Consider the following 23365-nt stretch of genomic DNA (forward strand, 5'->3'; position numbering starts at 1 on the left):
GTCAGCGCCCCTCCCCGGTCGCGCGACCGGGACTGGCAGGCTCGGGGGGATCGTCCAGACGCAGGCGCTGCAGCACGCGCCCATCGGCGTCCAGCACCTCGATCGTCGTCGCCGCGGCGACCGGCGCCGGCAGCTGCGGCCGCAGGGCCACCCGCAGCGCCTGTGCACGTTGCCGTGCAAGGTCGGCCTGGTCGGTATGCGCGGTGAGCTGCAGCCGTCCGCCGCCACGCGCCACCAGGGCCTGCGCGGCCGTTGCGATCACCGGTGCGCGGTCGGCCCCCAGCTGCGCGCTGCCCTTGGGGAACAGGGCCTCACCCAGCTCAATGCGCGCGGGTCGCGATGCGGTGGGCGCTGTCGGCGGTGCGGTACTCAGCGCCCCCTCGGGCATGCGCACACCGAAGTCGAAGCGCACCGGCAGCCCGGGGGTGATGCGGCGGACCAGCGGGTTGGGCGTGGTGAAGCGCGCACCGGCCGGCAACGTGGACGGATCCACCTTCAGGATGAAGTTGCGCCCACGCGCCTCGCCGCCCGGGATCCCGACCAGGTGATAGCGGCCGAAGGCATCGGTTTCCATCAGCAGGCCTTCCACCGCTGCGATGCGCACGCCGGGAATGCCGCGCTCACCGTCATCCTGGATGCCGTTGCCGTTGCGGTCGTCGAATACGCTGCCCACGATCAGGCTCTCATCGAGCAGCGGATCGGTGGTGATCTCCACCTCGGCCGAGGCCACGTTGCCGATCGTGCGGTTCTCGCCGTCGATGGCGGTGATGCGGTTGGTATGCACCCCCGTGCCGGTCCCGGCGCCGACGCGCAGGTAGTACACCACCGTGGCGCGCTCGCCCGCGGCCACGTCGATGCCGTCGATGCGCAGCGGCTGCACGCCGCTGGTGCGTGCGTCGTTGTCGGCATCGAGCACCGCGAATCCGCCGCGCACGAAGGTGAAGCCCGGCGGCAGCGTATCGAGCAGGGTGGCACCGTTGGCATCCACCTCGCCGACGTTGTCGATGGTGACGGTGTAGCGCACCAGGTCGCCGATCTGCGCGCTGCGCTTGCCGGCCACCTTGGTCAGGCGCAGTACGGCCTGCTGGCCGGCCACGGTGACCGCGACGTTCGCTTCGGCGCACAGCGGTGTCGGGAGGGACACATCGCAGACCCGATAACGGAAGCTGTCAGTGCCGGCGAAGTTGGCCGCCGGCGTATAGGTGCAGACGCCGTTGGCGCACTGCACGCTGCCGTGCGTGGGCGCCACCGCGACCACCAGCGACGCCGGATCCAGTGGCGCGGTACGGGCACTGTCGTTGGCCAGCACGTTGATCGCCAGCGGCGCGCTGCTCTCCGCGGTGACGGCATCGTCAGCCAGGGTGAGCACGTTCGGCTCGACCATGACCGTGACCGTGGCACGGGCACACATCGCCGGATTCGCCACCTCGCAGACCTGGTAGTCGAAGGTCTGCTCGCCGGAGAAGTTGGCCAGCGCGGCGAAGCGGATGCGGGCACGCGGCAGCACCGTGGCCGTGCCATACGGCGGCGGCGCGGTGATGGTCACGGTGACGGTGTCCGGATCGATCGGCGTGCCGTTGACGCGGTCGTTGCCGAGCACGTCGATCTCGATCACGCCGTCCTGCGGGATTTCCACCCGGTCGTCTTCAGCATCCACGCCTGGATCGCCGGCGATGACGGTGACGGTGACATTTGCGGTATCGCAGACGGTCGGCTGGTTGAGCAGGCAGATCGTGTACGTGGTGCCATAGCTGCCCGGCGCCAGCCCGGCAGCCACATCCACCCAGCCATCGGCGCTGAAGGCCAGGGCGTTGGTGGCGACCGGTGCGAAGCTCACCTGGGCCGGATCCAGCGGCGCGGTGTTGAACGTATCGTTGGTGAACACATTGAACAGGCGCGGGCGGCCGGACGGACCGATCGGGCCGCCGCTGTCGTCCACCGCCAGCAGCGCACCGACGGGGCCCTGCACCCGCACCGTGGCGATCGCGGTAGTGCAGTTGGTCGGCACGCCGTTCTCGCACAGCTGGTAGGCCAGTTGCACCTGGCCGGGCTGCACACCCGCCGCGACCATGATCTGGCCCTGGTTGTTCATCGTGTAGCCCGGCGTGCTGCCGGTCAGGCTGGCCACGACGCTGCCCACCGGCGGCGGCGAAACGTTGTTGAAGCTGTCGTTCTCCACGACCGAGCGGGCGATGGTGCCGCCCACGGCCGGATCGACCGGGGTGCCGGTGAAGTCGTCGTTGACCGCGAGCACGACGTTGGCCGAGCCGGACAGGGTGAGCGTCACGGTGGCGTCGCCACATTGCGCGGTGTACGGCGCAGGCAGGCAGACCCGGTAGCTGAAGCTCACCGGCCCCGGCGTGCCCGACGGCGGGGTGTAGCTGAAGCTGCCATCGGCATTGAACACCAGGCCCGGCAACGCGCCGCTGGTGAGGGTGTAGAGCGCACCGGCGGCGACATTGTCATTGGCGCCGACGTTGGCCGTGAGCGGAAGCCCGGCAGGCACGGTGAAGCTGTCGTTCTGCGGGACCGGGGTGACCACCACGGTGACCGTGGCGGTGGTGCAGTTGGCGAGCGCGGCGGCTTCGCAGATCTGGTAGGTCACCACGGTCGCGCCGCCGGTGACGCCGCTGCCGATGCTGATCGTGCCGTCCGGGTTGATGCTGACACCGGCCGGTGCGCCGATCAGGCTGAGCTGCACCGCTGCCGCCGGCGGCGGGCTGACGCCGTTGAGCTGATCGTTGGCCAGTACGCTGAGCGAGGACGTGGTGCCCGGCACGAGGCCGGTAAGCACGTCGTCACCGGCCACCAGCGTGCCGGTGTTGATGTTGATCGTCACCGCAGCGGTGCCGCAGGTCGCGGCGTACGGCGCAGGCAGGCAGGTCTGGTAGATGAAGCTGACCGGACTCGGCGTGCCTGCCGGCGGCGTATAGGTGAAGCCACCATTGCTGGCCAGGGTCAAGCCGGGCGGCGGCGTGCCCTGCACGGTGTAGAGCGCACCGGCGGGCATGGCGTCGTTGCTGGCCACGCTGTTGCTCAGGGTCTGCCCGACCTGCACCGAGAACGCGTCGTTCTGCGGGGCGGGGCTGACCACCACGGTGACGCTGGCGGTATCGCAGTTGCCCGGCGCGGCGGCTTCGCAGATCTGGTAGGTGATCGTCGTGGCACCGGAGGTCGTGCCACTGGCCACCGTGATCGTGCCGGTCGGCGTGATGCTGAAACCGGCCGGTGCGCCGACCAGGCTCAGCAGTACATCCGCCGCGGCCGGCGGCGAGACGCCATTGAGGCTGTCGTTGGCCAGCACGCTGCCACTGGAGGTGGTGCCCGGCGCGACGCCGGTGAGCGTGTCATCGACGGCCAACAGCAGGCCGTTGTTGATGTTGATGGTGAGGATCGCACGGCCGCACAGGCTGCCGTTCGGCGCCGGCAGGCATACCTGGTAGGCGACGCTGACCGGGCCGGTCACGCCCGCGGCCGGGGTATAGGTGAACGTGCCGTCGGGGTTGAAGGTCAGACCCGCCGGCGCAGTGTCCTGCAGGGTGAACACCGCACCCGGCGGCGTGTTGTCGTTGGCGGCGACCGTGTTGCCCAACGTCTGTCCGGCCTGCACTGCGAAGGCATCGTTCTGCGGTGCCGGGGTGACGACCACGGTGACGCTGGCGGTATCGCAGTTGGCCGGCGCCGCCGCTTCGCAGATCTGATAGGTGATCGTGGTCGGACCGGACACCACACCGGTGCCCACGCTGATCGTGCCGTCCGGCGAGAGGGTGAAGCCACCCGGCGCGCCGACCAGGCTCAGCACCACATCGGTGGGCGCCGGCGGCGAGACACCGTTGAGGCTGTCGTTGGCGAGCACGCTGCCGCCCGTGGTCGCACCGGGCAGCACGCCGGTGAGCGTGTCATCGCCGGCGGTGAGCGTGCCGTTGTTGACGTTGAGGGTGACCGTGGCCGTGCCGCACAGGCTGCTGTCCGGTGCTGGCAGGCACGCGCTGTAAACGAAGGTCACCGGGCTGGGCGTGCCGATCGGCGGCGTATAGGTGAAGCTGCCATCGGCGTTGAACGCAAGCCCGGCGGGCGGCGTGCCCTGGATCGCCCAGGTGGACCCCGGCGGCAGACTGTCATTGGTCGCCACACTGTTGCCCAGACTCTGCCCGGCCTGCACCGAGAAGGCATCGTTCTGCGGCGCGGGACTGACGATCACCGTCACCGTGGCCGTGGCGCAGTTGCCTGGCGCGGCGGCTTCGCAGATCTGGTAGGTGAGCGTGGTCGCGCCTGCCATCGTGCCGGTGGCGACGCTGATGGTGCCGCTGGGCGTGATCGCGAAGCCGGCGGGCGCGCCCACCAGGCTCAGCACGACGCTGGCCGCGGCCGGCGGCGAGACGCCGTTGAGGCTGTCATTGGCCAGCACGCTGGCGGCCGACGTGGTGCCGGGGGCGATGCCACTGAAGGTGTCATTGCCGGCCAGCAGCGCACCGGTGGTGATGTTGAGGGTGACCGTGGCGGTGCCGCACAGGGTCGTGTTCGGCGCCGGCAGGCAGGCCTGGTAGGTAAAGTTCACCGGCCCGGTGGTGCCACCCGGCGGGGTATAGGTGAACGAGCCATCGGCATTGAAGGTCAGGCCGGCCGGCGGCGTGCCCTGCAGCGTCCAGCTGGCGCCGGGCGGCAGGTTGTCGTTGCTGGCCACGCTGTTGCCCAGCGTCTGCCCCAACTGCACGCTGAAGGCATCGTTCTGCGGCAGCGGCGTCACCACCACGGTGACGCTGGCGGTATCGCAGTTGTTCGATGCAGCGGCTTCGCAGATCTGATAGGTGAGCGTGGTCGGGCCGGCGGTCACCCCGCCACCGACACTGATCGTGCCATCCGGATTGATCGTGAAGCCGGCCGGTGCACCGACCAGGCTCAGCAGCACATCCGTCGCTGCCGGCGGCGAGGTGCCGTTGAGGCTGTCGTTGGCCAGCACGCTGCCGGCCGTGGTGGCGCCCGGCAGCACGCCGGTGAGCGTGTCATCGGCGGCGGCCAGGGTGCCGGTGTTGACGTTGAGCGTCACCGTGGCGGTCGCGCACAGTGCCGCGTTCGGGGCCGGCAGACAGGTCTGGTAGGTGAAGGTGACCGGACCGGTGGTGCCGACCGGCGGGGTATAGGTGAACGTGCCATCGGCATTGAACACCAGCCCGTTCGGCGGCGTGCCCTGCACAGTCCAGGTGGACCCGGCCGGCATGCCATCGTTCGCCGCGACGTTGCCGTTGCTGATCGTGCCACCGGCCTGCACCGCGTAGGCATCGTTCTGCGGTGCCGGACGGATCACCAGCGCAACCGTGGCGGTATCGCAATTGGACGGCGCGGCGGTTTCGCAGATCTGATAGGTCAGCGTGGTCGCGCCGGCGACGACACCGGTCGGCACGTTGATCGTCCCATCCGGGGCGACGCTGTAACCGGACGGTGCACCGACCAGGCTCAGCTGCACGGTGGCCGGCGCCGGCGGACTGACGCCGTTGAGCGCATCGTTGCCGAGCACGCTGGGCGTGGCGGTACCCGGCGCGATGTTGGTGAAGCTGTCGTCGGCGGCCGCCAACGTGCCCAGATTGACGTTGAGCGTGACCGTCGCCGTGCCGCAGACACCGGCATTGGGTGCGGGCAGGCAGGTCTGATAGGTGAAGGTCACCGCACCGGTGGTGCCCACCGGCGGCGTGTAGCTGAAGGTGCCGTCGCCATTGAACACCAGCCCGTTCGGCGGCGTGCCCTGCACGGTCCAGGTGGACCCGGCCGGCATGCTGTCGTTGGCGGCGACGCTGCCGTTGACGAGCGTGCCACCGGCCGGCACGGAGAAGGCATCGTTCTGCGGCGCCGGCGTGACCACGATGCGGATCGCGGCGGTGGCGCAGTTGGTCGGCGATGCGGCTTCGCACAGCTGATAGGTCAGCGTCGCGGCACCGGCGGCGGCGCCGACGGGAATCTGCACGGTGCCATCGTTGTTGATCACGAAGCCGGCCGGTGCACCGACCAGCAGCAGCTGCACCGTCGCCGCGGCCGGCGGGCTCACGCCATTGAGCGAATCGTTGGCCAGCACGCTGGGCGTGGCGGAGCCACCGGTGAGCGGCGCAGCGAAGGTATCGTCGTTGGCGACCACGGCGTTGACGGCGATGGTCAAGGTGGCCGTGGCGGTGCCGCACAGGGCGGCATCCGGTGCGGGCAGGCAGGCCTGGTAGGCGAACGTGACCGGGCCGACGGTGCCGGCCGGCGGCGTATAGGTGAAGCTGCCGTTGCTGTTGAACACCAGGCCCTGGGGCGGCGCGGCCACGCTCCAGGTCGAGCCGGCGGGCATGTTGTCGTTGCCCGACACGTTGCCGCTGTTGGGCTGGCCGGCCTGCACGGCGATCGCATCATCGACGGGGGCCGGACGCACCACCAGCGCGATGCTCGCGGTGGCGCAGTTGTTCGCCGCGGCGGTTTCGCAGATCTGGTAGCTCAGCGTGGTCGCGCCGGTAGGCGCATTGCCCGCCACCGAGACCGTGCCGTTGGGGTTGATCGTGAATCCGACCGGCGCGCCGACCAGACTCAGCGAGACGCTGGCGGCCGGTACCGGGCTGACGCCGTTGAGCGCATCGTTGTTCAACACGCTGGGCGTGGCAGCGCCCGGCGCAATCGCACCGAAGCTGTCGTCGGTCGCGACCAGGGCGCCGTTGTTGATGTTGAGCGTGACCGTGGCGGTGCCGCAGACGGCCGCGTTCGGCGCCGGCAGGCAGGCCTGGTAGATGAAGCTGGTCGGGCTGGTGGTGCCGGCCGGAGGCGTGTAGCTGAAGCTGCCGTCGGCATTGAAGGTCACACCAGACGGCAGTGCGCCCGGCACGCTGTAGAGCGACCCGATCGGCATGTTGTCGTTGCCCGACACCGTGTCGTTGATCGTCTGGCCCGCCTGCACGGCGAACGCATCGTTGACCGGCGCAGGCGCCACCACCAGCGCGATACTGGCGGTGGCACAGTTGGACGACGCAGCGGCTTCGCAGATCTGGTACGTGAGCGTGGTGGCGCCGGCGGCGGTCCCGGCGGCGACCGTGACCGTGCCATCGGCAGCGATGGCGAAACCGGTCGGCGCGCCGATCAGCGACAGCACGACCTCCGCAGGCAGCGGCGTGGCCGCATTGAGTGTGTCGTTGACCAGCACGGACGGCGAGGCGGTACCGGGGGCGAGCGGCGTGGCGAAGCTGTCGTCGACCGCCACCAGCGTGCCGCTGTTGACGTTGAGGGTGACGCTGGCCGTCGCGCAGACGCCCGCGTCCGGTGCCGGCAGGCAGACCTGGTAGGTGAACGGGATTGCGCCACTGAAGCCGACCGGGGGCGTATAGCTGAAGGTGCCGTCGGCCGCGAGCACCAGACCGTCCGGCGGGATGTTGAGCACGGTGAACTGGGCGCCCACCGGCACATTGTCGTTGCTGGCCACCGAGCCGTTCAGCACCTGGCCCGAGGGCGTGGACAACGCATCGTCCACGGCGGACGGCGCGACCACCACGCGTGCGGTGGCGATGGCGCAGTTGGATGGCGCCGCTGCTTCACAGAGCTGGTAGGTCAGATTCTTCACGCCTGCCGGCGTGCCCGGTGCCACCGTCACCGCACCTTCGGCGGTGATGGCCAGCCCGGCCGGCGCGCCCTGCAACGACAGCAGCACATCGGCTGCCGTCGGCGGAGTGCTGCCATTGAGCGCATCGTTAGCCAGCACCGAGGGGGTGCTGCCGCCGGTGACCGGGTTGATCGGGGTCGTGCTGAAGTCATCCGGATTGGCGGCGAGCGTGCCTGCGTTGACGGTGATGGTGGCGCTGGCATTCGCGCACAGCGTGGCGTTGGGCGCCGGCAGGCAGACCTGGTAGTCGAACGTGACCGCGCCGGTGGTACCGACCGGCGGCGTATAGGTGAAGCTGCCGCTGCCGCTGAACACCAGGCCGGCCGGCGCGGTGCCGGTGACGGTGAACAGTGCGCCCGGTGGCACGTTGTCGTTGTCGCCCACGGCGCCGTTGAGCGCTTGCCCGGCCGGCGTGGAGAACACATCGTTGGTCGCCGACGGTGAGACCACCAGACGGATCGTGGCGCTGGCGCAGTTGCCCGGCAGCGCCGCTTCGCAGACCTGGTACGTCAGCACCGCAGCACCGCCCACCGCGGTGGGCGGCACCTGCAGCAGACCATTGGCATCCAGCGCGTAGCCGGCCGGGGCGCCGACCAGGCTGAGCAGCACGCTCGCAGGGGCCGGCGGTGTGACGCCATCCAGCGCGTCGTTGGCCAGCACGCTGACCGTGGTGGTGCCGCCGGGCGCGAGCGGCGCGGCACTGAAGTCGTCATCGCGCGCCAGCAGCGTGCCGGCGTTGACGTTGATGGTCGCCGTGGCGGTGCGGCACTGGGCGGTGTCCGGCGCCGGCAGGCAGACCTGGTAGGTGAACGTCACCGGCCCGGTGAAGCCGGCCGGCGGCGTGTACTGGAACGTGCCGTCCAGGCCGAACTGCAGTCCCGCCGGCGCCGGGGTGGTCAGGGAGAACACCGCACCGGCCGGCGCGTTGTCGTTGCTGCCGACGTTGCCCGCCAGCAATTGACCGGCCGGCGTGGAGAACACGTCGGCCTGCGCGGACGGTGCCACCAGCAGCCGGATCTGCGCCGAGTCGCAGTTGCCCGGCAACGCCGCTTCGCACAGCTGGTAGGTCAGCGTGACCGCACCGGCCGGCACGCCGCTGCCGACCGTCACGCTGCCATCGGAAGCCAGCGTATAGCCGGCCGGCGCACCGACCAGACTGAGCAGCACGTCCGCGGAGGCGGGCGGCACGGTGCCGTTGAGGCTGTCATTGACCAGGACCGCAGCGGTACTGCCGCCGAGTTCGGGGTCGATCGGAGCGCCGCGGAAATCATCGTCATTGGCGATCAGGGTGCCGGCATTGACGTTGAGGGTGACCGTCGCGCCCGCACACACCGCGCTGTCCGGTGCAGGCAGGCAGGCCTGGTAGGCGAAGGTGATCGCGCCCTGGGTGCCGGCCGGCGGGGTATAGGTAAAGCCGCCATCCGGATTGAACACCAGTCCGGTCGGCGCGGTGCCGCTGAGGCTGAAGGTGGCGTTCGCCGGCACGTTGTCATTGCCGGCCACGTTGCCGGTCACCGCCACGCCCACCGGTGTGCTGAAGGTATCGTTGACCGCCACCGGCGCCAGCAGCAGGCGCACCGCCGCCGTGGCGCAGTTGCCGGGGAGCGCCGCTTCGCACAGCTGGTAGGAGAAATCGACCGCCCCGGAGGCTGCACCGCCCGGCACCGAGATCGTGCCGTTGCTGTTGAGTACATACCCGGCCGGCGCACCGACCAGGCTCAGGATCACCTGGGCCGGCGCAGGCGGCACCGCGCCGTTGATGGTGTCGTTGGCCAGCACGCTGTTGGTGGTGCCGCCGGTGGTGGGCGTGATGATCGCGCTGCGGAAATCATCGTCATTGGCGACCAGGGTGCCGGCATTGACGTTGAGCGTGACCGTGGCGGTATCGCAGACGCCCGCCAGCGGCGCGGCCAGGCAGGCCTGGTAGTTGAACGTGGTGGTGCCGGTGTACTGCGCCGGCGGGGTGTAGGTGAAGCTGCCATCGGCGTTGAACGCCAGGCCGGGCGGAGTCGCGCCCGTCACCGCGAAGGTGGTGCCGGCCGCGGTGTTGTCGTTCACCGATACATTGCCGCTGAGCGCCGTGGCGACCTGGGTGGTGTACGCATCCGCTACCGCATCCGGCGCGATCACGACGACGATGGTCGCGGTGGCGCAGTTGCTGGTACCGGCCTGGCACAGCTGATAGGTCAGGGTGACCGGGCCGGCGGCGGCACCGGCAGGCACCTGCAGCTGGCCGGCGGCATCGAGCGTGTAGCCGGCCGGAGGGGCGTTGATCAGCGAGAGCGCGGCCTGCGCGGGAAGGATCGCGACGCCGTTGAGGGTGTCGTTGCCCAGCACGCTGGCGGTGAGCCCACCGGCGCTGGTCAGCGGCGCGCTGCTGAAATCATCGTTGGTGGCGACGATCGCACCCGGGCTGACGTTGATCGTGACCGTGGCGCTGTCGCAGACGTTGCCATTCGGTGCGGGCAGGCACACCTGGTAACGGAAACTGTCCGGCCCGGTGTAGGCCGCCTGGGCGGTATAGCTGAAGCTGCCATCGGCGGCGAGCGTGACGCTGCCGTGCGCGGCCACTGCCAGCACACTGAACTGCGCGCCGCCCGGCACGTTGTCGTTGCCGGCAACCGTACCAGCCGAGGCGATGCCCGCAGTGGCCGTGACGATGTCGTCCACCGCATCCGGCGCGATCACCAACTGGACGTTGGCGGTGGCGCAATTGCCCGGGGTGGCCAATTCGCAGATCTGATAGCTGAAATTCACCGCACCGGCGGCGGCGCTGGCGGGAACAATCACCTGCCCACCGGCGTCGACGGCGTAATCGGCCGGCGCATTGCTGAGCGTGAGGGCAACCGCGCCCGGCGCGACCGCCGCGCCGTTGAGCGTGTCGTTGGCGAGCAGGCTGACGCTCGTGGTGTTCCCCGGCTGCAGCGGTGTCACGAACAGATCGTCCACGGCGGCGATCTGGTTGCCCTGCACGTTGACGCTGACGGTCGCGCTGTCGCACACCGTCGTGTTCGGCGTCGGCAGGCACACCTGGTACGTGAACGAGTCCGGTCCGGTGTTGGCGTTGGTCGGCGTATAGCTGAAGGTGCCATCGGCGTTGACCACCGCGATGCCCCGGGTCGGCGCGATCCCCAGCGTGTAGGCGGAACCGCTGGCGATGGTGTCGTTGCCGGCCAAGGTGCCGGTCGCGGGCTGTCCACCGCCCGGCGTGGTGACCGTATCGTTGACCGCGTCCGGGCTGACGATCAGATTCGCCGTGGCCGTGGCGCAGTTGGCCGGCAGGGCGTTCTCGCAGAAACGGTAGGTCAGCGCCAACGGGCCGGCCGCAGCGGTGGCAGGCACCTGGATCGCGCCGTTGGCATTGATCGTGAAGCCGGCCGGTGCACCGACCAGGCTCAGCGTGACCTGCGCCTGCGGCACGGTGCCGCCGTTGAAGGTGTCGTTGCCGAGCACGCTCGGGGTCAGCCCGCCGGTGCCGGGCGGAAGGGGCGTGGCGAAGGTGTCATCGACGGCGACCAGCGCGTTCGCATTGACCACGATCGAGGCGGTCGCCGTGCTGCAGACGGTGCCGTTCGGTGCCGGCAGGCAGACCTGGTACTGGAAGGACGTCGCCGCGGCGATGCCACCGGCGGGCGCGTAGGTGAAGCTGCCGTCGCCGTTGAGCGTCAGACCGGCCGGCGGCACGCCGACGGCGGTGAACACCGCGCCCGCCGGTGCGTTGTCGTTGGCGGCCACGGTAGCGGTCAGCGAGGGCGCCCCACCCGTCGCGTTGAAGCTGTCGTTCACCGCGGTCGGGCCGATGATGAGGCTCACCGTCGCGGTGGCGCAGTTGGTCGGCGAGGCGTTCTCGCAGATCTGGTAGGTCAGCGTGGTCGCCCCGGCGGCCGCACCCGCGGGCACGGTGATCACGCCTGCGCTGTTGATCGTGAAGCCGGACGGTGCGTTCTGCAGCGCGATGATCAGGTCGGGCCCGTTCACCGGCGCGCCGTTGAGCGTGTCGTTGCCGAGCACGGTGGGCGTGCTGCCGCCCGTGGTCGAAGAGATCGCCGTGGCAAAGGTGTCGTTGTTCGCCACCAGCGCGTTGGCCTGCACCGGCACCGCCGGCGTGGTCGCGGTGTTGTCCCCCGGGGTCGGGTCGGTGGTGCCCACCGGCAGCACCAGCGAGACGCTGTTGGCCGGCACCGTGGCCGGCGTGCTGGTCGGCGCCGTGCCCGTGACCAGCAGCACCACGCTGTCGTTGACCCCGACACTGACCTGCACATTGATCGCATTGCCGCTGCCGGTGGCCTGCGCGCACGACGAGGCCGCGGTGGTGGCCTGGCAGGTCCAGCTGACATTGGTGAGCAGCGCGGACACGGTATCGACCACGCCCACGCCCGAGGCGGCCGACGGGCCCGCGTTGTTGACCTGGATGCGGTACTGCACCGCTCCACCGGCCGCGACCGGTGTGGCGCTGAGCAGCGCCTTGGTGACGCTCAGCTGCGCCTGCAGGGCCAGTGCATTGCTGTCGATGGCGCTGTTGTTGCCGGGCGCGGGATCGCCGACATCGGCCGGTGCCGTCACGGTGGCGGTGTTGTTGAGCGGGTTGGGATAGCTCTGCGCCAGCAGCGGCGGCGGCAACAGCAACGCCAGCAGGGCCACCGCGCGCGCGATGCAGGCCGAAGCCGTCCCTGCCCTGCTGTATGTGCCGGTTGCTGCCATGCGCTCATCCTCGAAAACAGTGGTCCTGTCCATCCCCTGCACGGGTCACCCCGCGCCACACGCCGTGCTGCACCGGCCGCTAGTACGCGCCCGGATTGCTGCTGAAGCTGACCGGTACGCTGATCGTGGCCTGCCCGCCGTTGATCAGGTTCACCCCCACGTTCACCGCGTTGCCGCCGACGGCACCGCCGCTGGCCGCGGCGCAGGTGCTGCCGCTGGTGGCGCTGCAGGTCCAGGCGCCGCGCAGCGTGGTCCCGTTGGGCAGGCTGTCGGCGACCACGGCGTCGGTCACCGCATCCGGGCCGTCGTTGCGGACCAGCAACGTGTAGGTCGCGGTGCCGCCCGGCGTGTAGCTGCTGCTGCCATCGGTCTTGGTGATCGACAGATCCGCCTGCCGCGTGCGGTTGGTGATCCGGCACACCAGGGTGACGGCGGTGGCGGTCATGGCCGGTGCCTGCAGGGTGAAGCTGCCGCCGCTGCCGGAGGACACCACGGTGTTGTTCTGGTCCGTGCACTGCCAGGTGCTGGCGTAGCGGGCGAGCGTGGTGCCGGCTGCAGCGGCTTCGGCCAGTGCGTAGCTGCCTCCGGGGACGGTGATCACCGCGGCGGTGGCGCCGTTGTTGCCGACATTGCTGGCCGAACCGACGGTACTGCCGTTGTAGGTGATGGAGAGATTGAAGCGCCCGGTGTCGCTGGTCGGCTGCAGGTCCTTGACCAGCTGCAGCGTCGCCGCACAGGCCTGGGTGATGCCTTCCACGGTGAACACCGCCTGGCCGATGCGGATGCCGAGCAGGGCCAGCAGGTTGTCGACCACGCCGCCGAGCAGCGCGGTCAACACCGGCGTGACCAGCGCGTTGACCTGCGTGCGGATCGGCGTGAGCAGCGTGTTGACGATGCCGTTGACCAGGTCGGCCACCGGCAGCGGCAACGGGATGCCGCCCAGCAGGGTGACCGTGGGATTGCCGCTGGTGACCTGGATGCTGAGCGAATTGACCAGGGTGGAGACCATCGTCGCCGCACTGACGGTGCCGGCGCTCAGCGTGCGTGTCTGTGGGTATGGGCCGGTGAAACTGGCGCTCTGCAGCCCGGGCGTGGCAGTGGCGAAACTGCGGATGGTGACCGTCAGCGGGATGGTGATGTCGGCCACCGGCGTGAGCAGGCCGAACACGTTCGCCGAGACCCGCACGCGCACGCTCAGCGAGGTCAGGGTGGCCGCACTCAACGCGGTGTCGGTCAGCACGGTGCTGCGGTTGAAGAACGTGGCATCGCTGATCTGGCCGACGTAGAGATTCACCAGGCCCGGCCGCGCCTGCAGGGTGACCGCGTTGCCGACCAGGTTGATCGCCGAGATCGCGCCTTCGGCACGCGCGACATCGGCGTACACCTGCAGATGCAGGACATCGGCGGTGATGCTGGTGTTGGAGAGCGTGACACCCAGCAGATTCAAACCACTCAGCGCCGCCGAAAGCGTGCCGGTGTTGAGCCCCTGCACCAGGTCCAGATCCAGCTTGATGCGGATCGCCGCGCTGTGGAATGCCGCGCCCGCCGCGCCGCAGGTATAGACCGGCGGCTCGACCACCTGCAGCCACAGGCGCACGTTGGCGACGCCGTTGAGGCCGAGTGCGGCGGTATCCACGGTGATCGGCGCCGGCGTGGTGAGGACGTTGCGGAAGTTGTAGAGCTGGATGCCACCGGTCAGCAGGTCCAGCACGTTGAGCCGCACCGTCGCCAGCGAGCCGGTGGGCAGTGCGATCTGCAGGATGTCGGCCAGGCGGATGTTGCCGCTCAGCCCGGCCGCACCGAGCGGGAGCGCGTTGAGCACGTTGGCCGCCGCGGTCTGCCCGTCGGCCTGCAGCACCTGCACCATCGCCGCACGCAGCTGCCCCAGGGTGATGTTGGCGTTGAGCACCTGGCTGGGATCACTCACCACCACGCCGCCGTTGAGCTGGGTCAGCAGCGCGTTGAGATTGATGTTGGCGCCCGCCAGGTTGTTCCAGTCGGCCACGCTGAGGTTGACCGTGGTGCCGGGCAGCAGCGCGCCGAACAGGAGATTGAGCACGGGGCTCTGGGTGGAATCGATCGAGGCCAGGCGCGGCCCGGCGCTCACGCACGCGCCAGCCGTGCAGGCCGATTGCGCGCTGGCGGTGGAAATACCCGCACTTAATGCGATCAACATCACAAATAACAGCGAAACAGCCCTCAAGCTGAATCGCCGTAACGCCAACTTCACAACGGAAACTTTATCCATCGGCCATCCCCTGCGTCCTGGCCGAAGCGGTCTTTCACGGGCCGGTGGGTACCGACCATGATCGACAGGGCATCGGCCTGCTTCCGATGTTTTGGATATCCCGGCGCGTCATGGCCGGCTTGAGGGATTAACTACGTGCACGCAGGGAAACCGTCAAACCGGCCACGGTGCGTGCAGGGGGAAGTTTCACTGTCGACCAGAAGTTTCACGGTGGAGCGCTCGGCGCGACAGGGGCGGCAAGTCATTCTGTACAGAGTGGGAAAAGAATCACTGCCCGGTAAGTATCGATAACCATCCACCGTTCAAGGAACGATAAAGGGGAACCCCATGTTGGCGATGTCGGATCGAATTCGCGCAGCACGCACCAGCGCAGGGATGTCACAAACGCAGTTGGCGGTGGAAACCGGGGTCAAGCGCAGCGCGGTGGCGCAGTGGGAACGGCGTGGGGGCACCCATCCAAGTGTGTCGCATCTGGCACATATCGCCATCAGTACGCGGGTGCGCTTCGAGTGGTTGGCCACCGGCCGCGGGGTGTGCAAGGCCAGCGGAGAGGAACTCACGATGACCGCGCCCGCACAGGACTACGTGCGCGACGACCTGGAAGGCAACATTCTGTCGCTGCTGCGGCGGCTGCCACCGCGCAAGCGGCAGGTCGCGCAATCGATCATCGAGATGCTGGCCGTGTAGCGGACGGCCGCGGGTGATCAGCCCGCGGACTCCAGCGCGGCGCGCGGCGGCAGCGACCAGTCGATGCGGTCATGGCCGCGGCGCTGCAGGTACTCGTTGGTCATCGAGAAATGGCGGCAGCCCAGGAAACCGCGATGCGCCGACAGCGGCGAAGGATGCGGCGCCTTGAGCACGCGATGACGACCGGTATCGATGACCTTGCCTTTCTGCTGCGCATAGCTGCCCCACAGCAGGAACACCAGGCCTTCGCGCTCGCGGTTCAGGGTGTCCACGACGTGATCGGTGAAGCCTTCCCAGCCGCGACGCTGATGCGAGCCAGCGTTGCCCGCTTCCACGGTCAGCACCGCGTTGAGCAGCAGCACACCACGATGCGCCCACGGCAGCAGGCACCCATGGTCGGGACGCGGGATGCCCAGATCGGACTCGATCTCCTTGTAGATGTTCAGCAGCGACGGCGGCACCGGCACGCCCGGCATCACCGAGAAACTCAGGCCGTGCGCCTGGCCAGGCCCGTGATACGGATCCTGGCCGAGGATGACCACCTTGACCTGGTCGAAGGGCGTGGCATCGAACGCGGCGAAGATCTGCGGGCCGGGCGGGAACACCTGCGCCCCGGCCGCCTTGCGCTGGCGCAGGAACGCGGAGAGTTCGCGCATGTCCGGGCGCAGCAGGTAATCACCGATACGCGTCTTCCAGCTCGGTTCGAGCTGGATGCTGGGCACTACATCGTCATTCATCGCACTACAGGCTTGTCGTTGAGGCGGGACAGGCGCAGCTGGAACAGCACCTTGGTGATGAGCAGCCGCTCTTCGATCGGTTTCTGCACCAGATCGTTGGCACCGGCCTGGAGCAGGCCGGATTGATTGTGCGGGTTGCCGTCACCGGTCATCACCAGCACCGGCAGGCGGCGCTTGCCGTAGCCGAAATCCACGCGCACGCGCTGCACCACATCACGGCCACTGAGCTCTCCCTTGAGCGTGACATCGGTGAGCACCAGGTCGATGCGGTGGCTGCTGCGGCCGAGCGACTCGGCCGTGAGCAGCGCGAAGGCATCTTCGGCGGTCAGCACATGCAGCACGTTCAAACCCTGCCGTTCGAGCATGCGCTTGGTCGCTTCGGCGACGACGCGGCTGTCTTCGACGTAGAGGATGGTCGCGCCGGGAATCGTCTCCGGCTGCACATAGCCACGGATGAAGGTGGCCAGTGCTTCGTGCCCGAGCGCCTTGTCGAAATAATCGGTGACGTACTCGGTGAAGCGGCGCTGCTCCAGATGCTGCTGCGCGTCGCCGGACACCACGATCACCGGCACGTAGGCCTGGCCCGCCGCGTCGCGCACGATGCGCGCCAGGTCCAGCCCGTCGCCATCGCTCAGGGTGAGCGAGGTGGTGACCAGACTGACGGGCCCGGCGTCCAGCGCCGCACGCGCCTCGGCGATGCTCGCGCAGCCCACCACCTCCACCGCCGGCAGTTCGCGTTGCAGCACATCGGCAATCAACTTGCGGACCAGCCTGGAGCCGTCGACGACCATCACGCGCGGTGCGTCGTCGGCGAGGTGCTTGAGGGCTTGCGGACGCATGCGGGCCTCAGGTTTCGGTCGGACGGGTCTGGCGCAGGAAATGCCCCGTCACCAGCCAGGCGCCCAGCCAGCCCAGCACCACGGTGCCGAGCAGCACGAACGAGGAATGCAGCAGATCCAGACCATGCAGCACGAACGGACTGCCATAACTCTGCGACAGCGCGGCCAGCGGTGGGCGCAGGGCCAACCCCGCCGCACCGATCAATGCCAAAGCGACCGCGCCGGCGCCCAGGCCGTACCACGCGCCCAGATACAGGAAGGGGCGACGGATGAAGCCATCGCTGGCGCCGAGCAGCTGCAGCACGCCGATCTCATCGCGGCGGGCCTGGATGTCCAGCCGCACCGTATTGCCCACCACCAGCGCGGCACCAAGGCCGAGCAGGACCGACAGCACCTGCACCAGGCGCGTACCGAAGCCCAGCCAGCCATCCAGGCGCTTGCGCCACAGCGCATCGTGCTGGACCAGGTCGGCCTGCGGCAGGCCCTCCAGCGACTGCGCCAGGCGCGCGTCATCGGTGCCCTCGCCCGGGGTCACGATCAGCAGGGTCGGCAGCGGATTGTCATGCAGTGCATCGATGGCTTCGCCGAGCCCGGCGCTCTCGCGCAGCTCGGCCAGTCCCTGCTCCGGCGTCTGCACGGTGACGTTGGCCACGTCGGCGCGACCGCGCAGGGTCTCGGCCACCTGGCGGGCCGCATCGGCACCGGCGTCGGTCTTCAGGAAGAGGTTGATGTCGCGCGACTGCTGCACGCTGCCGGCGAAGTGCTTGAGGTTGTCCAGCGCGATCGACAGGCCCAGCGGCAGGGCCAGCGCCAGCGCCATGACCATCACCGTGAGCAGCGTCGCCCACGGCTTGCGCCACGCGCGGCCGAGGCTGAAGACCACGCTGTGGCCGTGATGGTGCAGCCACACGCCCAGGCGTGAGGGCGCGGCGGTTTCTTTGGTCACCGGTGCGTTCATTCGGCCAGGTCCTGCGGCGAGATGTCATCGACCAGGCGGCCGTGGTCCAGGATCAGCACGCGCTTGCGCATGCGTCGCAGCAGGGCCAGATCGTGGCTGACCACCAGCACGCTGGTGCCACGGTCGGGCAGCTCGGCGAACAAGGCCATGATCTCCGCCGCCAGTGTGGGATCGAGATTGCCGGTCGGCTCATCGGCGACCAGCAGCTTGGGCTCGCCGACAATCGCACGGGCAATGCCGACGCGCTGCTGCTCACCGGCCGACAACTGCGAGGGCAGCGCCTTCTCGCGGTGGCCCAGGCCCATGCGCTCGAGCACCGAGCGCACGCGCTTGCCGATCTCGTTGCGGCGGGTGCCGCGCAGGATCAACGGCAGGGCGACGTTCTCGGCGATGCTGCGGTCCATCAGCAGGCGGTGGTCCTGGTAGACCGCACCGACCTCGCGCCGATGCCGCGGAATGCTGCCGCCGCGCACCTTCAGCAGGTTGCGCTCATCGAAGATCACCGCGCCGCGGCTGGGCCGCTCGTCGAGATGGATCAACTTGAGCAGGGTGCTCTTGCCCGCACCGGAGTGACCGGTGACGAACAGCATTTCCCCGGGGGCGACATCGAAGCTGACGTCCACCAGTGCCTGGTGGCCGCCGGCATATTGTTTGCTGACATTGTCAAAACGCAGGACGCTCATCGCCTGATTATGCAGGACGAGGGTGGCGTGTAGGTAACGGCAACCGGTGGGGTCTGCTCCGTAGTGCCGGCCGCTGGCCGGGGAAGCGCCATCGCATTCGCGCTGTCGCCCCACGGTTCGCTGCGCAAACCGTGGGCCCCTCTCATCAGCACCCGATCCCCCGTCGCTTCGCGACCGCCCCCTTACCAAGGGGGCTATACCCCCCAGGCATCGCGGGTCGCGCGTCCAGTCTTACGAACCGGACAGCATCCGGCGGATCTTGCGGCCCAGGCGGGTCAGGAACGAGGCGCCCGGGTCGGCGGCCGGCGTGCCGCGCATCGGCTTGGCGGTCACCTGCACCGGGGTCACCGGGCCGGTCGCTGCCGCGCCTTCGGCACCCTCGACCGGACGGCCGTGGCGACGACGACGACGCTTGCGCGGCGCGCGCTCACCTTCCACGGCCGGGCTGCCTTCGGCAGACGGGGCGGCGGTCGGCGCGAGCTGCGGCTTGGCCTCGGCATCGACCGCATCGACGGCATCGACGGCGGCGACCGGCTGCTCGCCTTCCACGCGCGGCTTGCGCTCGCGGCGGGGCTTGCCATCGGCACTGCGCTCACCCGGGGCGCGGCGCTCGCCGCGGCCACCGGACGGCTTGCCGCCACGGCTGCTGCTGCCACCGCCACGGCGCTGCTCTTCGGCGGCACGCGCTTCGCGTGCTTCGCGGAAGATCTGGCCGACGCTCTCATTCTCGTCGCCCTCGGCATCACCCTCGCCTTCCGGCAGCGGGGCGCGCGGCGCGCGCGGGATCGGGGTCAGGATCTCGCTGGTGACCGGCTCGACCGGGATCTTCTGTTCGATGTAGGCCTCGATGTCCGGCAGGCCCATCGCATAGCGCTCGCAGGCGAAGCTGATCGCATCGCCCTCTTCGCCCAGGCGCGCGGTGCGGCCGATGCGGTGCACGTAGTCTTCCGCATCGAACGGCAGGTCGTAGTTGTAGACGTACTTGATGCCATCGATGTGCAGGCCGCGGGCGGCGACATCGGTGGCCACCAGGATTTCCAGCTGACCCTTCTGAAAGCGGTTGAGCAGGCTCTCACGCTTCTTCTGCGGCACGTCGCCGGACAGCACGCCGACGCGGTAGCCGGCCTTTTCCAGCGAACGCGCCACGCGCTCGACGAACACCTTGGTGTTGACGAACACCATGGTGCGGGCACCTTCACTGCGCGAGAGCAGGCCGAGCAGCAGCGGGATCTTTTCTTCGTCGGCCGGGAAGTAGATGCGCTGGCGGACGCGGGCGGCGGTGATCGATTCGCTCTCCACCACCAGCTTCTGCGGCTCGTTCATGTGCTCGTAGGCCAGCTCCAGCACGCGATGGCTGAGCGTGGCGCTGAACAGCAGCGTCTGGCGCGTGCTGCGCTCGGGCATGCGGCGCAGCAGGAAGCGGATGTCCTTGATGAAGCCCAGGTCGAACATGCGGTCGGCTTCGTCGAGCACGCAGATTTCGCAGGCGTGCAGCGAAACCACCTTGTGCTGCTTGACGTAGTCGATCAGGCGGCCCGGGGTGGCGATGATCACGTCCACGCCCTGCTGCAGGATCTCGCGCTGCTTGTCGTAGTCCACGCCACCGTAGACCAGCGCGAAGCGCAGGCCGAGGTCGGAACCGAACTTCACCGCGTCCTTGTGGATCTGGATGGCCAGCTCACGGGTCGGGGCCAGGATCAGTGCGCGCGGATCTTCCGGCTTGCGATCGGCCAGCGCCGGGCGGGTCAGCAGGCGGTTCACGACCGCGACCAGGAACGCCAGGGTCTTGCCGGTACCGGTCTGGGCCTGGCCGGCGACGTCGCCACCGGGTAGTGCCACCGGCAGGGTCAGCGCCTGGATCGGGGTGCAGCGGGTGAAACCAGCACTTTCAAGCCCGGATTGGAGCGCCGGATGCAAATCGAAAGTGGAGAAGGTCAAATCGGTCAGCGGTTTGTCGCTCATGAGTCCGTCTTGGTAAGGCCATCCCGGCAGAGGTGCGGGGTGGCTTGCAATCTTGGGGGGCACCGTCGCAAACGGCCCCTGCGCCGGGATTGGCGGGGCCGGACTCCAGGTCCAGGGCGCCGCACAATGCCCCAGTTTAGCGCAATGTCGGCGCCAAACCGGGATAGTTCGTCGCACAACCCGGTGAGAATGCCCGCCCGGCGCGCCGTTGCAGGGCGGTCCAGTGCCTCGGGAGTGGATCTGCACCCCGCATTCACCGGGCCTGCCGCCGGTTGAACGGCCCCGCTGACGGGGGTGGAACCGGGGCCCAGGCCCCCGCATATCGAAGGGGATCGTCGCGACACCGCAGGTGGGCGATCACGGGATGCTTCTTTCCAACCAGCGTCTGTCCGGTCACGGCGATAGCGGTACACTGCGCCCCGTGAGCGTCCAGGCATCCGCCGAACGCACCGCTGGCCGCCCGCGGCCACGAGGCACCAGACGCGGGTGACGCCCGGGTGGCGTTGCCCAACTTCAACTTCCTCCGGCCCTGCCGGGTGCATTACCAGACGAGAAACCAAGATGAGCGACAAGGTTGTACACGTCAGCACCGCTGACTTCCAAAGCGCAGTACTGGATTCCAAGGAACCGGTGCTGGTCGATTTCTGGGCCGAATGGTGTGGTCCCTGCAAGATGATCGCCCCGGCGCTGGACGAACTGGCCGACGCCTATAACGGCCGCGCCAAGATCGCCAAGGTCAACGTCGACGAACAGCGCGAACTGGCCGCCAAGTACCACGTGCGCTCGATCCCGATGCTGCTGGTGTTCAAGGACGGCGAAGTCCAGGCCCAGCAGATCGGTGCCGTCGGCAAGGCCCAGCTGGCCGGCATGCTCGACAAGGCTCTGGCCTGATCGCAGCAGGCAGCCGGCCCGTCCGGCTGCCACGCGGGCCCGTCGCCCGCATGAATGACCCTGCCCCACCCGGCTTGCGCGCCGCCGCGAGCCGGTGTTAGTGTCGGCATATCCGGCCGCATTCGCGCGCCGCATCTTCTGGACGCAGTTTCCTTCCAGATCCTTTCCCAACGTTCGCCGCCCTGCCGGGCGCTCGCACCTTCTAGCGAGGAATCCAGCACTTGTCCGATATCACTACTTCCGAACCCGGGAGCGCCGACGCGCCCGCCGAGAAGCGCGTGCGCAAGCCGCGCGTCGCCAAGGCCGCCGCCAACACCGGTGCCGACGCAGGTTCCCCCCCCTCACAACCCGCTCTGCCTCTGGCTGCCGCGTCTGACGCGCCGGCGCCGGCTGCCGCTTCTTCGGCAGCTCCGCAGGCATCGGCACCGGCGGCTTCTGCCGGTGGCGACGCATCGCCCTCGCAGGGCGGTGGTCAGCAGGACACCGGCGACGGTGGCCAGCGCAACCAGAACGGCCGCAACCAGAACCCGCAGGGCGGGCAGAACCCGTACCAGCAGGGTCAGGGTCAGGGCCAGAACCAGGGCCAAGGCCAGGGTCAAGGTCAAGGCCAGGGCAACCGCCGCGATCGTTTCCGCAATCGCCGTGACCGCAACCGCGGTGGCGATCGCTACAACGACGATGGCATGCCGCAGGACAACGGTGAACAGCAGCCGTTCGTGCGCAGCCAGCAGGCCAACGTGCCCGAAGGCTTCCCGGTCTACTCGCTGAGCGACCTCAAGCGGATGCCGGCGCAGAAGCTGCTGGAAATCGCCGAACAGCTGCAGATTTCCGAAGGCGTCGCCCGCGCCCGCAAGCAGGACGTGATCTTCGCCCTGCTCAAGGTGCTGACCCGCCATGGCGACGGCGTTGCCGCCGACGGCGTGCTGGAAATCCTGCCGGACGGCTTCGGCTTCCTGCGCGCGGCCGAAGCCAGCTACCTGGCCGGCCCGGACGATACCTACATTTCGCCCAGCCAGATCCGCCGCTTCAACCTGCGGACCGGCGATCATCTGTCCGGCCGCATCCGCTTCCCGAAGGACGGCGAGCGTTACTTCGCGCTGTCGATCGTGGACACCATCAATGGTGAGCCGCTGGAAGCGTCGAAGAACAAGGTGCTGTTCGAGAACCTGACCCCGCTGTTCCCGCGCAAGCGCTTCACCCTGGAACGTGGCAACGGTTCGTCCGAAGACATCACCGGCCGCATCCTCGATCTGATGGCACCGCAGGGCAAGGGTCAGCGTTCGCTGATCGTCTCCCAGCCCAAGGCCGGCAAGACGATGATGATGCAGCAGGTGGCGACGGCGATCACCACCAATCATCCGGACGTGCACCTGATCGTCCTGCTGATCGATGAGCGCCCGGAAGAAGTGACGGAAATGCAGCGCACCGTGCGCGGCGAAGTCATCAGCTCCACCTTCGACGAGCCGGCCGCCCGTCACGTGCAGGTCGCCGAAATGGTGATCGAGCGTGCCAAGCGCCTGGTCGAGCACAAGAAGGACGTGGTGATCCTGCTCGACTCGATCACCCGCCTGGCGCGTGCCTACAACAACGTGGTGCCCAGCTCCGGCAAGGTGCTCACCGGTGGTGTGGACGCCAACGCCCTGCACCGTCCGAAGCGCTTCTTCGGCGCCGCGCGCAACGTGGAGGAAGGCGGCAGCCTGACCATCATCGCCACCGCGCTGGTCGATACCGGCAGCAAGATGGACGAGGTGATCTACGAAGAGTTCAAGGGCACCGGCAACAGCGAAGTGCACCTGAGCCGTCGCATCTCCGAAAAGCGCGTGTTCCCGGCGATCGACATCAACCGCTCGGGCACCCGTCGCGAAGATCTGCTGATCGAACCGGAACTGCTGCAGAAGATCTGGATCCTGCGCAAGCTGCTGCATCCGATGGATGAAATGGCTGCGATGGAATTCCTGCTCGACAAGATGAAGAACACCAAGTCCAACGACGAGTTCTTCGGTTCGATGAAGCGCTGATCGGCGCATCATCCGGACAGGAAAAG

General features: G+C 68.8%; 10 protein-coding genes. 3 read left to right on the forward strand and 7 right to left on the reverse strand.

All coding sequences use genetic code 11. From position 1 onward, the window contains the following. Position 1 precedes the first annotated feature (1 nt). Positions 2–12316, reverse strand: a complete 12315-nt coding sequence (locus tag ABE434_RS03515; RefSeq protein WP_346477843.1) for an Ig-like domain-containing protein — start codon at positions 12314–12316, stop codon at positions 2–4. Positions 12317–12395: 79 nt separating this feature from the next. Next, complete coding sequence (locus ABE434_RS03520) at positions 12396–14423, reverse strand: hypothetical protein (RefSeq protein WP_346477844.1); 2028 nt, start codon at positions 14421–14423, stop codon at positions 12396–12398. Positions 14424–14900: 477 nt separating this feature from the next. Between ABE434_RS03520 and ABE434_RS03525 the strand changes: the two genes are divergently transcribed. Continuing rightward, on the forward strand, positions 14901–15251 hold the full coding sequence (locus ABE434_RS03525; protein ID WP_346477845.1) for a helix-turn-helix transcriptional regulator: 351 nt from the start codon (positions 14901–14903) through the stop codon (positions 15249–15251). A 17-nt stretch (positions 15252–15268) separates the two neighbouring features. Here ABE434_RS03525 and ung read toward each other — a convergent pair whose 3' ends face one another. The 5 genes from ung to rhlB form a co-directional block, all read right to left on the reverse strand. Continuing rightward, positions 15269–15988 (reverse strand): uracil-DNA glycosylase, encoded by a 720-nt coding sequence (gene ung, locus ABE434_RS03530; protein ID WP_346477846.1) that lies wholly within the window; start codon positions 15986–15988, stop codon positions 15269–15271. Next, positions 15985–16827 (reverse strand): response regulator, encoded by an 843-nt coding sequence (locus ABE434_RS03535; protein ID WP_176987995.1) that lies wholly within the window; start codon positions 16825–16827, stop codon positions 15985–15987. Before ABE434_RS03535 ends, ung begins: the two co-directional genes overlap by 4 nt. Before the next feature lie 7 nt (positions 16828–16834). Further along, positions 16835–17785: a permease-like cell division protein FtsX gene (ftsX, locus tag ABE434_RS03540; protein ID WP_176987994.1), complete on the reverse strand. Its 951-nt coding sequence runs from the start codon at positions 17783–17785 to the stop codon at positions 16835–16837. Next, positions 17782–18468 (reverse strand): cell division ATP-binding protein FtsE, encoded by a 687-nt coding sequence (ftsE, locus tag ABE434_RS03545; protein ID WP_019183511.1) that lies wholly within the window; start codon positions 18466–18468, stop codon positions 17782–17784. Before ftsE ends, ftsX begins: the two co-directional genes overlap by 4 nt. 231 nt (positions 18469–18699) lie before the next feature. Continuing rightward, positions 18700–20430: an ATP-dependent RNA helicase RhlB gene (gene rhlB / locus ABE434_RS03550; protein WP_346477847.1), complete on the reverse strand. Its 1731-nt coding sequence runs from the start codon at positions 20428–20430 to the stop codon at positions 18700–18702. 561 nt (positions 20431–20991) lie between these two features. On the opposite strand from rhlB, the gene trxA reads away from it, so the two are divergent. Both trxA and rho read left to right on the forward strand, forming a co-directional pair. After that, positions 20992–21321, forward strand: a complete 330-nt coding sequence (trxA, locus tag ABE434_RS03555; protein ID WP_176987992.1) for a thioredoxin — start codon at positions 20992–20994, stop codon at positions 21319–21321. A 221-nt stretch (positions 21322–21542) separates the two neighbouring features. Further along, positions 21543–23339 (forward strand): transcription termination factor Rho, encoded by a 1797-nt coding sequence (gene rho, locus ABE434_RS03560; protein WP_346477848.1) that lies wholly within the window; start codon positions 21543–21545, stop codon positions 23337–23339. Positions 23340–23365: the final 26 nt, after the last annotated feature.

Origin of the sequence: Stenotrophomonas sp. TWI1183 (assembly GCF_039673115.1) — a bacterium.
GTDB lineage: Bacteria > Pseudomonadota > Gammaproteobacteria > Xanthomonadales > Xanthomonadaceae > Stenotrophomonas > Stenotrophomonas maltophilia_AA.

Excerpts from the sequence above, each read along its gene's own strand:
- ABE434_RS03515 (WP_346477843.1), bottom strand. The coding sequence starts at position 12,316 with ATGGCAGCAACCGGCACATACAGCAGGGCAGGGACGGCTTCGGCCTGC.
- ABE434_RS03525 (WP_346477845.1), top strand. The coding sequence starts at position 14,901 with ATGTCGGATCGAATTCGCGCAGCACGCACCAGCGCAGGGATGTCACAA.
- ung (WP_346477846.1), bottom strand. The coding sequence starts at position 15,988 with ATGAATGACGATGTAGTGCCCAGCATCCAGCTCGAACCGAGCTGGAAG.
- ABE434_RS03535 (WP_176987995.1), bottom strand. The coding sequence starts at position 16,827 with ATGCGTCCGCAAGCCCTCAAGCACCTCGCCGACGACGCACCGCGCGTG.
- ftsX (WP_176987994.1), bottom strand. The coding sequence starts at position 17,785 with ATGAACGCACCGGTGACCAAAGAAACCGCCGCGCCCTCACGCCTGGGC.
- ftsE (WP_019183511.1), bottom strand. The coding sequence starts at position 18,468 with ATGAGCGTCCTGCGTTTTGACAATGTCAGCAAACAATATGCCGGCGGC.
- rhlB (WP_346477847.1), bottom strand. The coding sequence starts at position 20,430 with ATGAGCGACAAACCGCTGACCGATTTGACCTTCTCCACTTTCGATTTG.
- trxA (WP_176987992.1), top strand. The coding sequence starts at position 20,992 with ATGAGCGACAAGGTTGTACACGTCAGCACCGCTGACTTCCAAAGCGCA.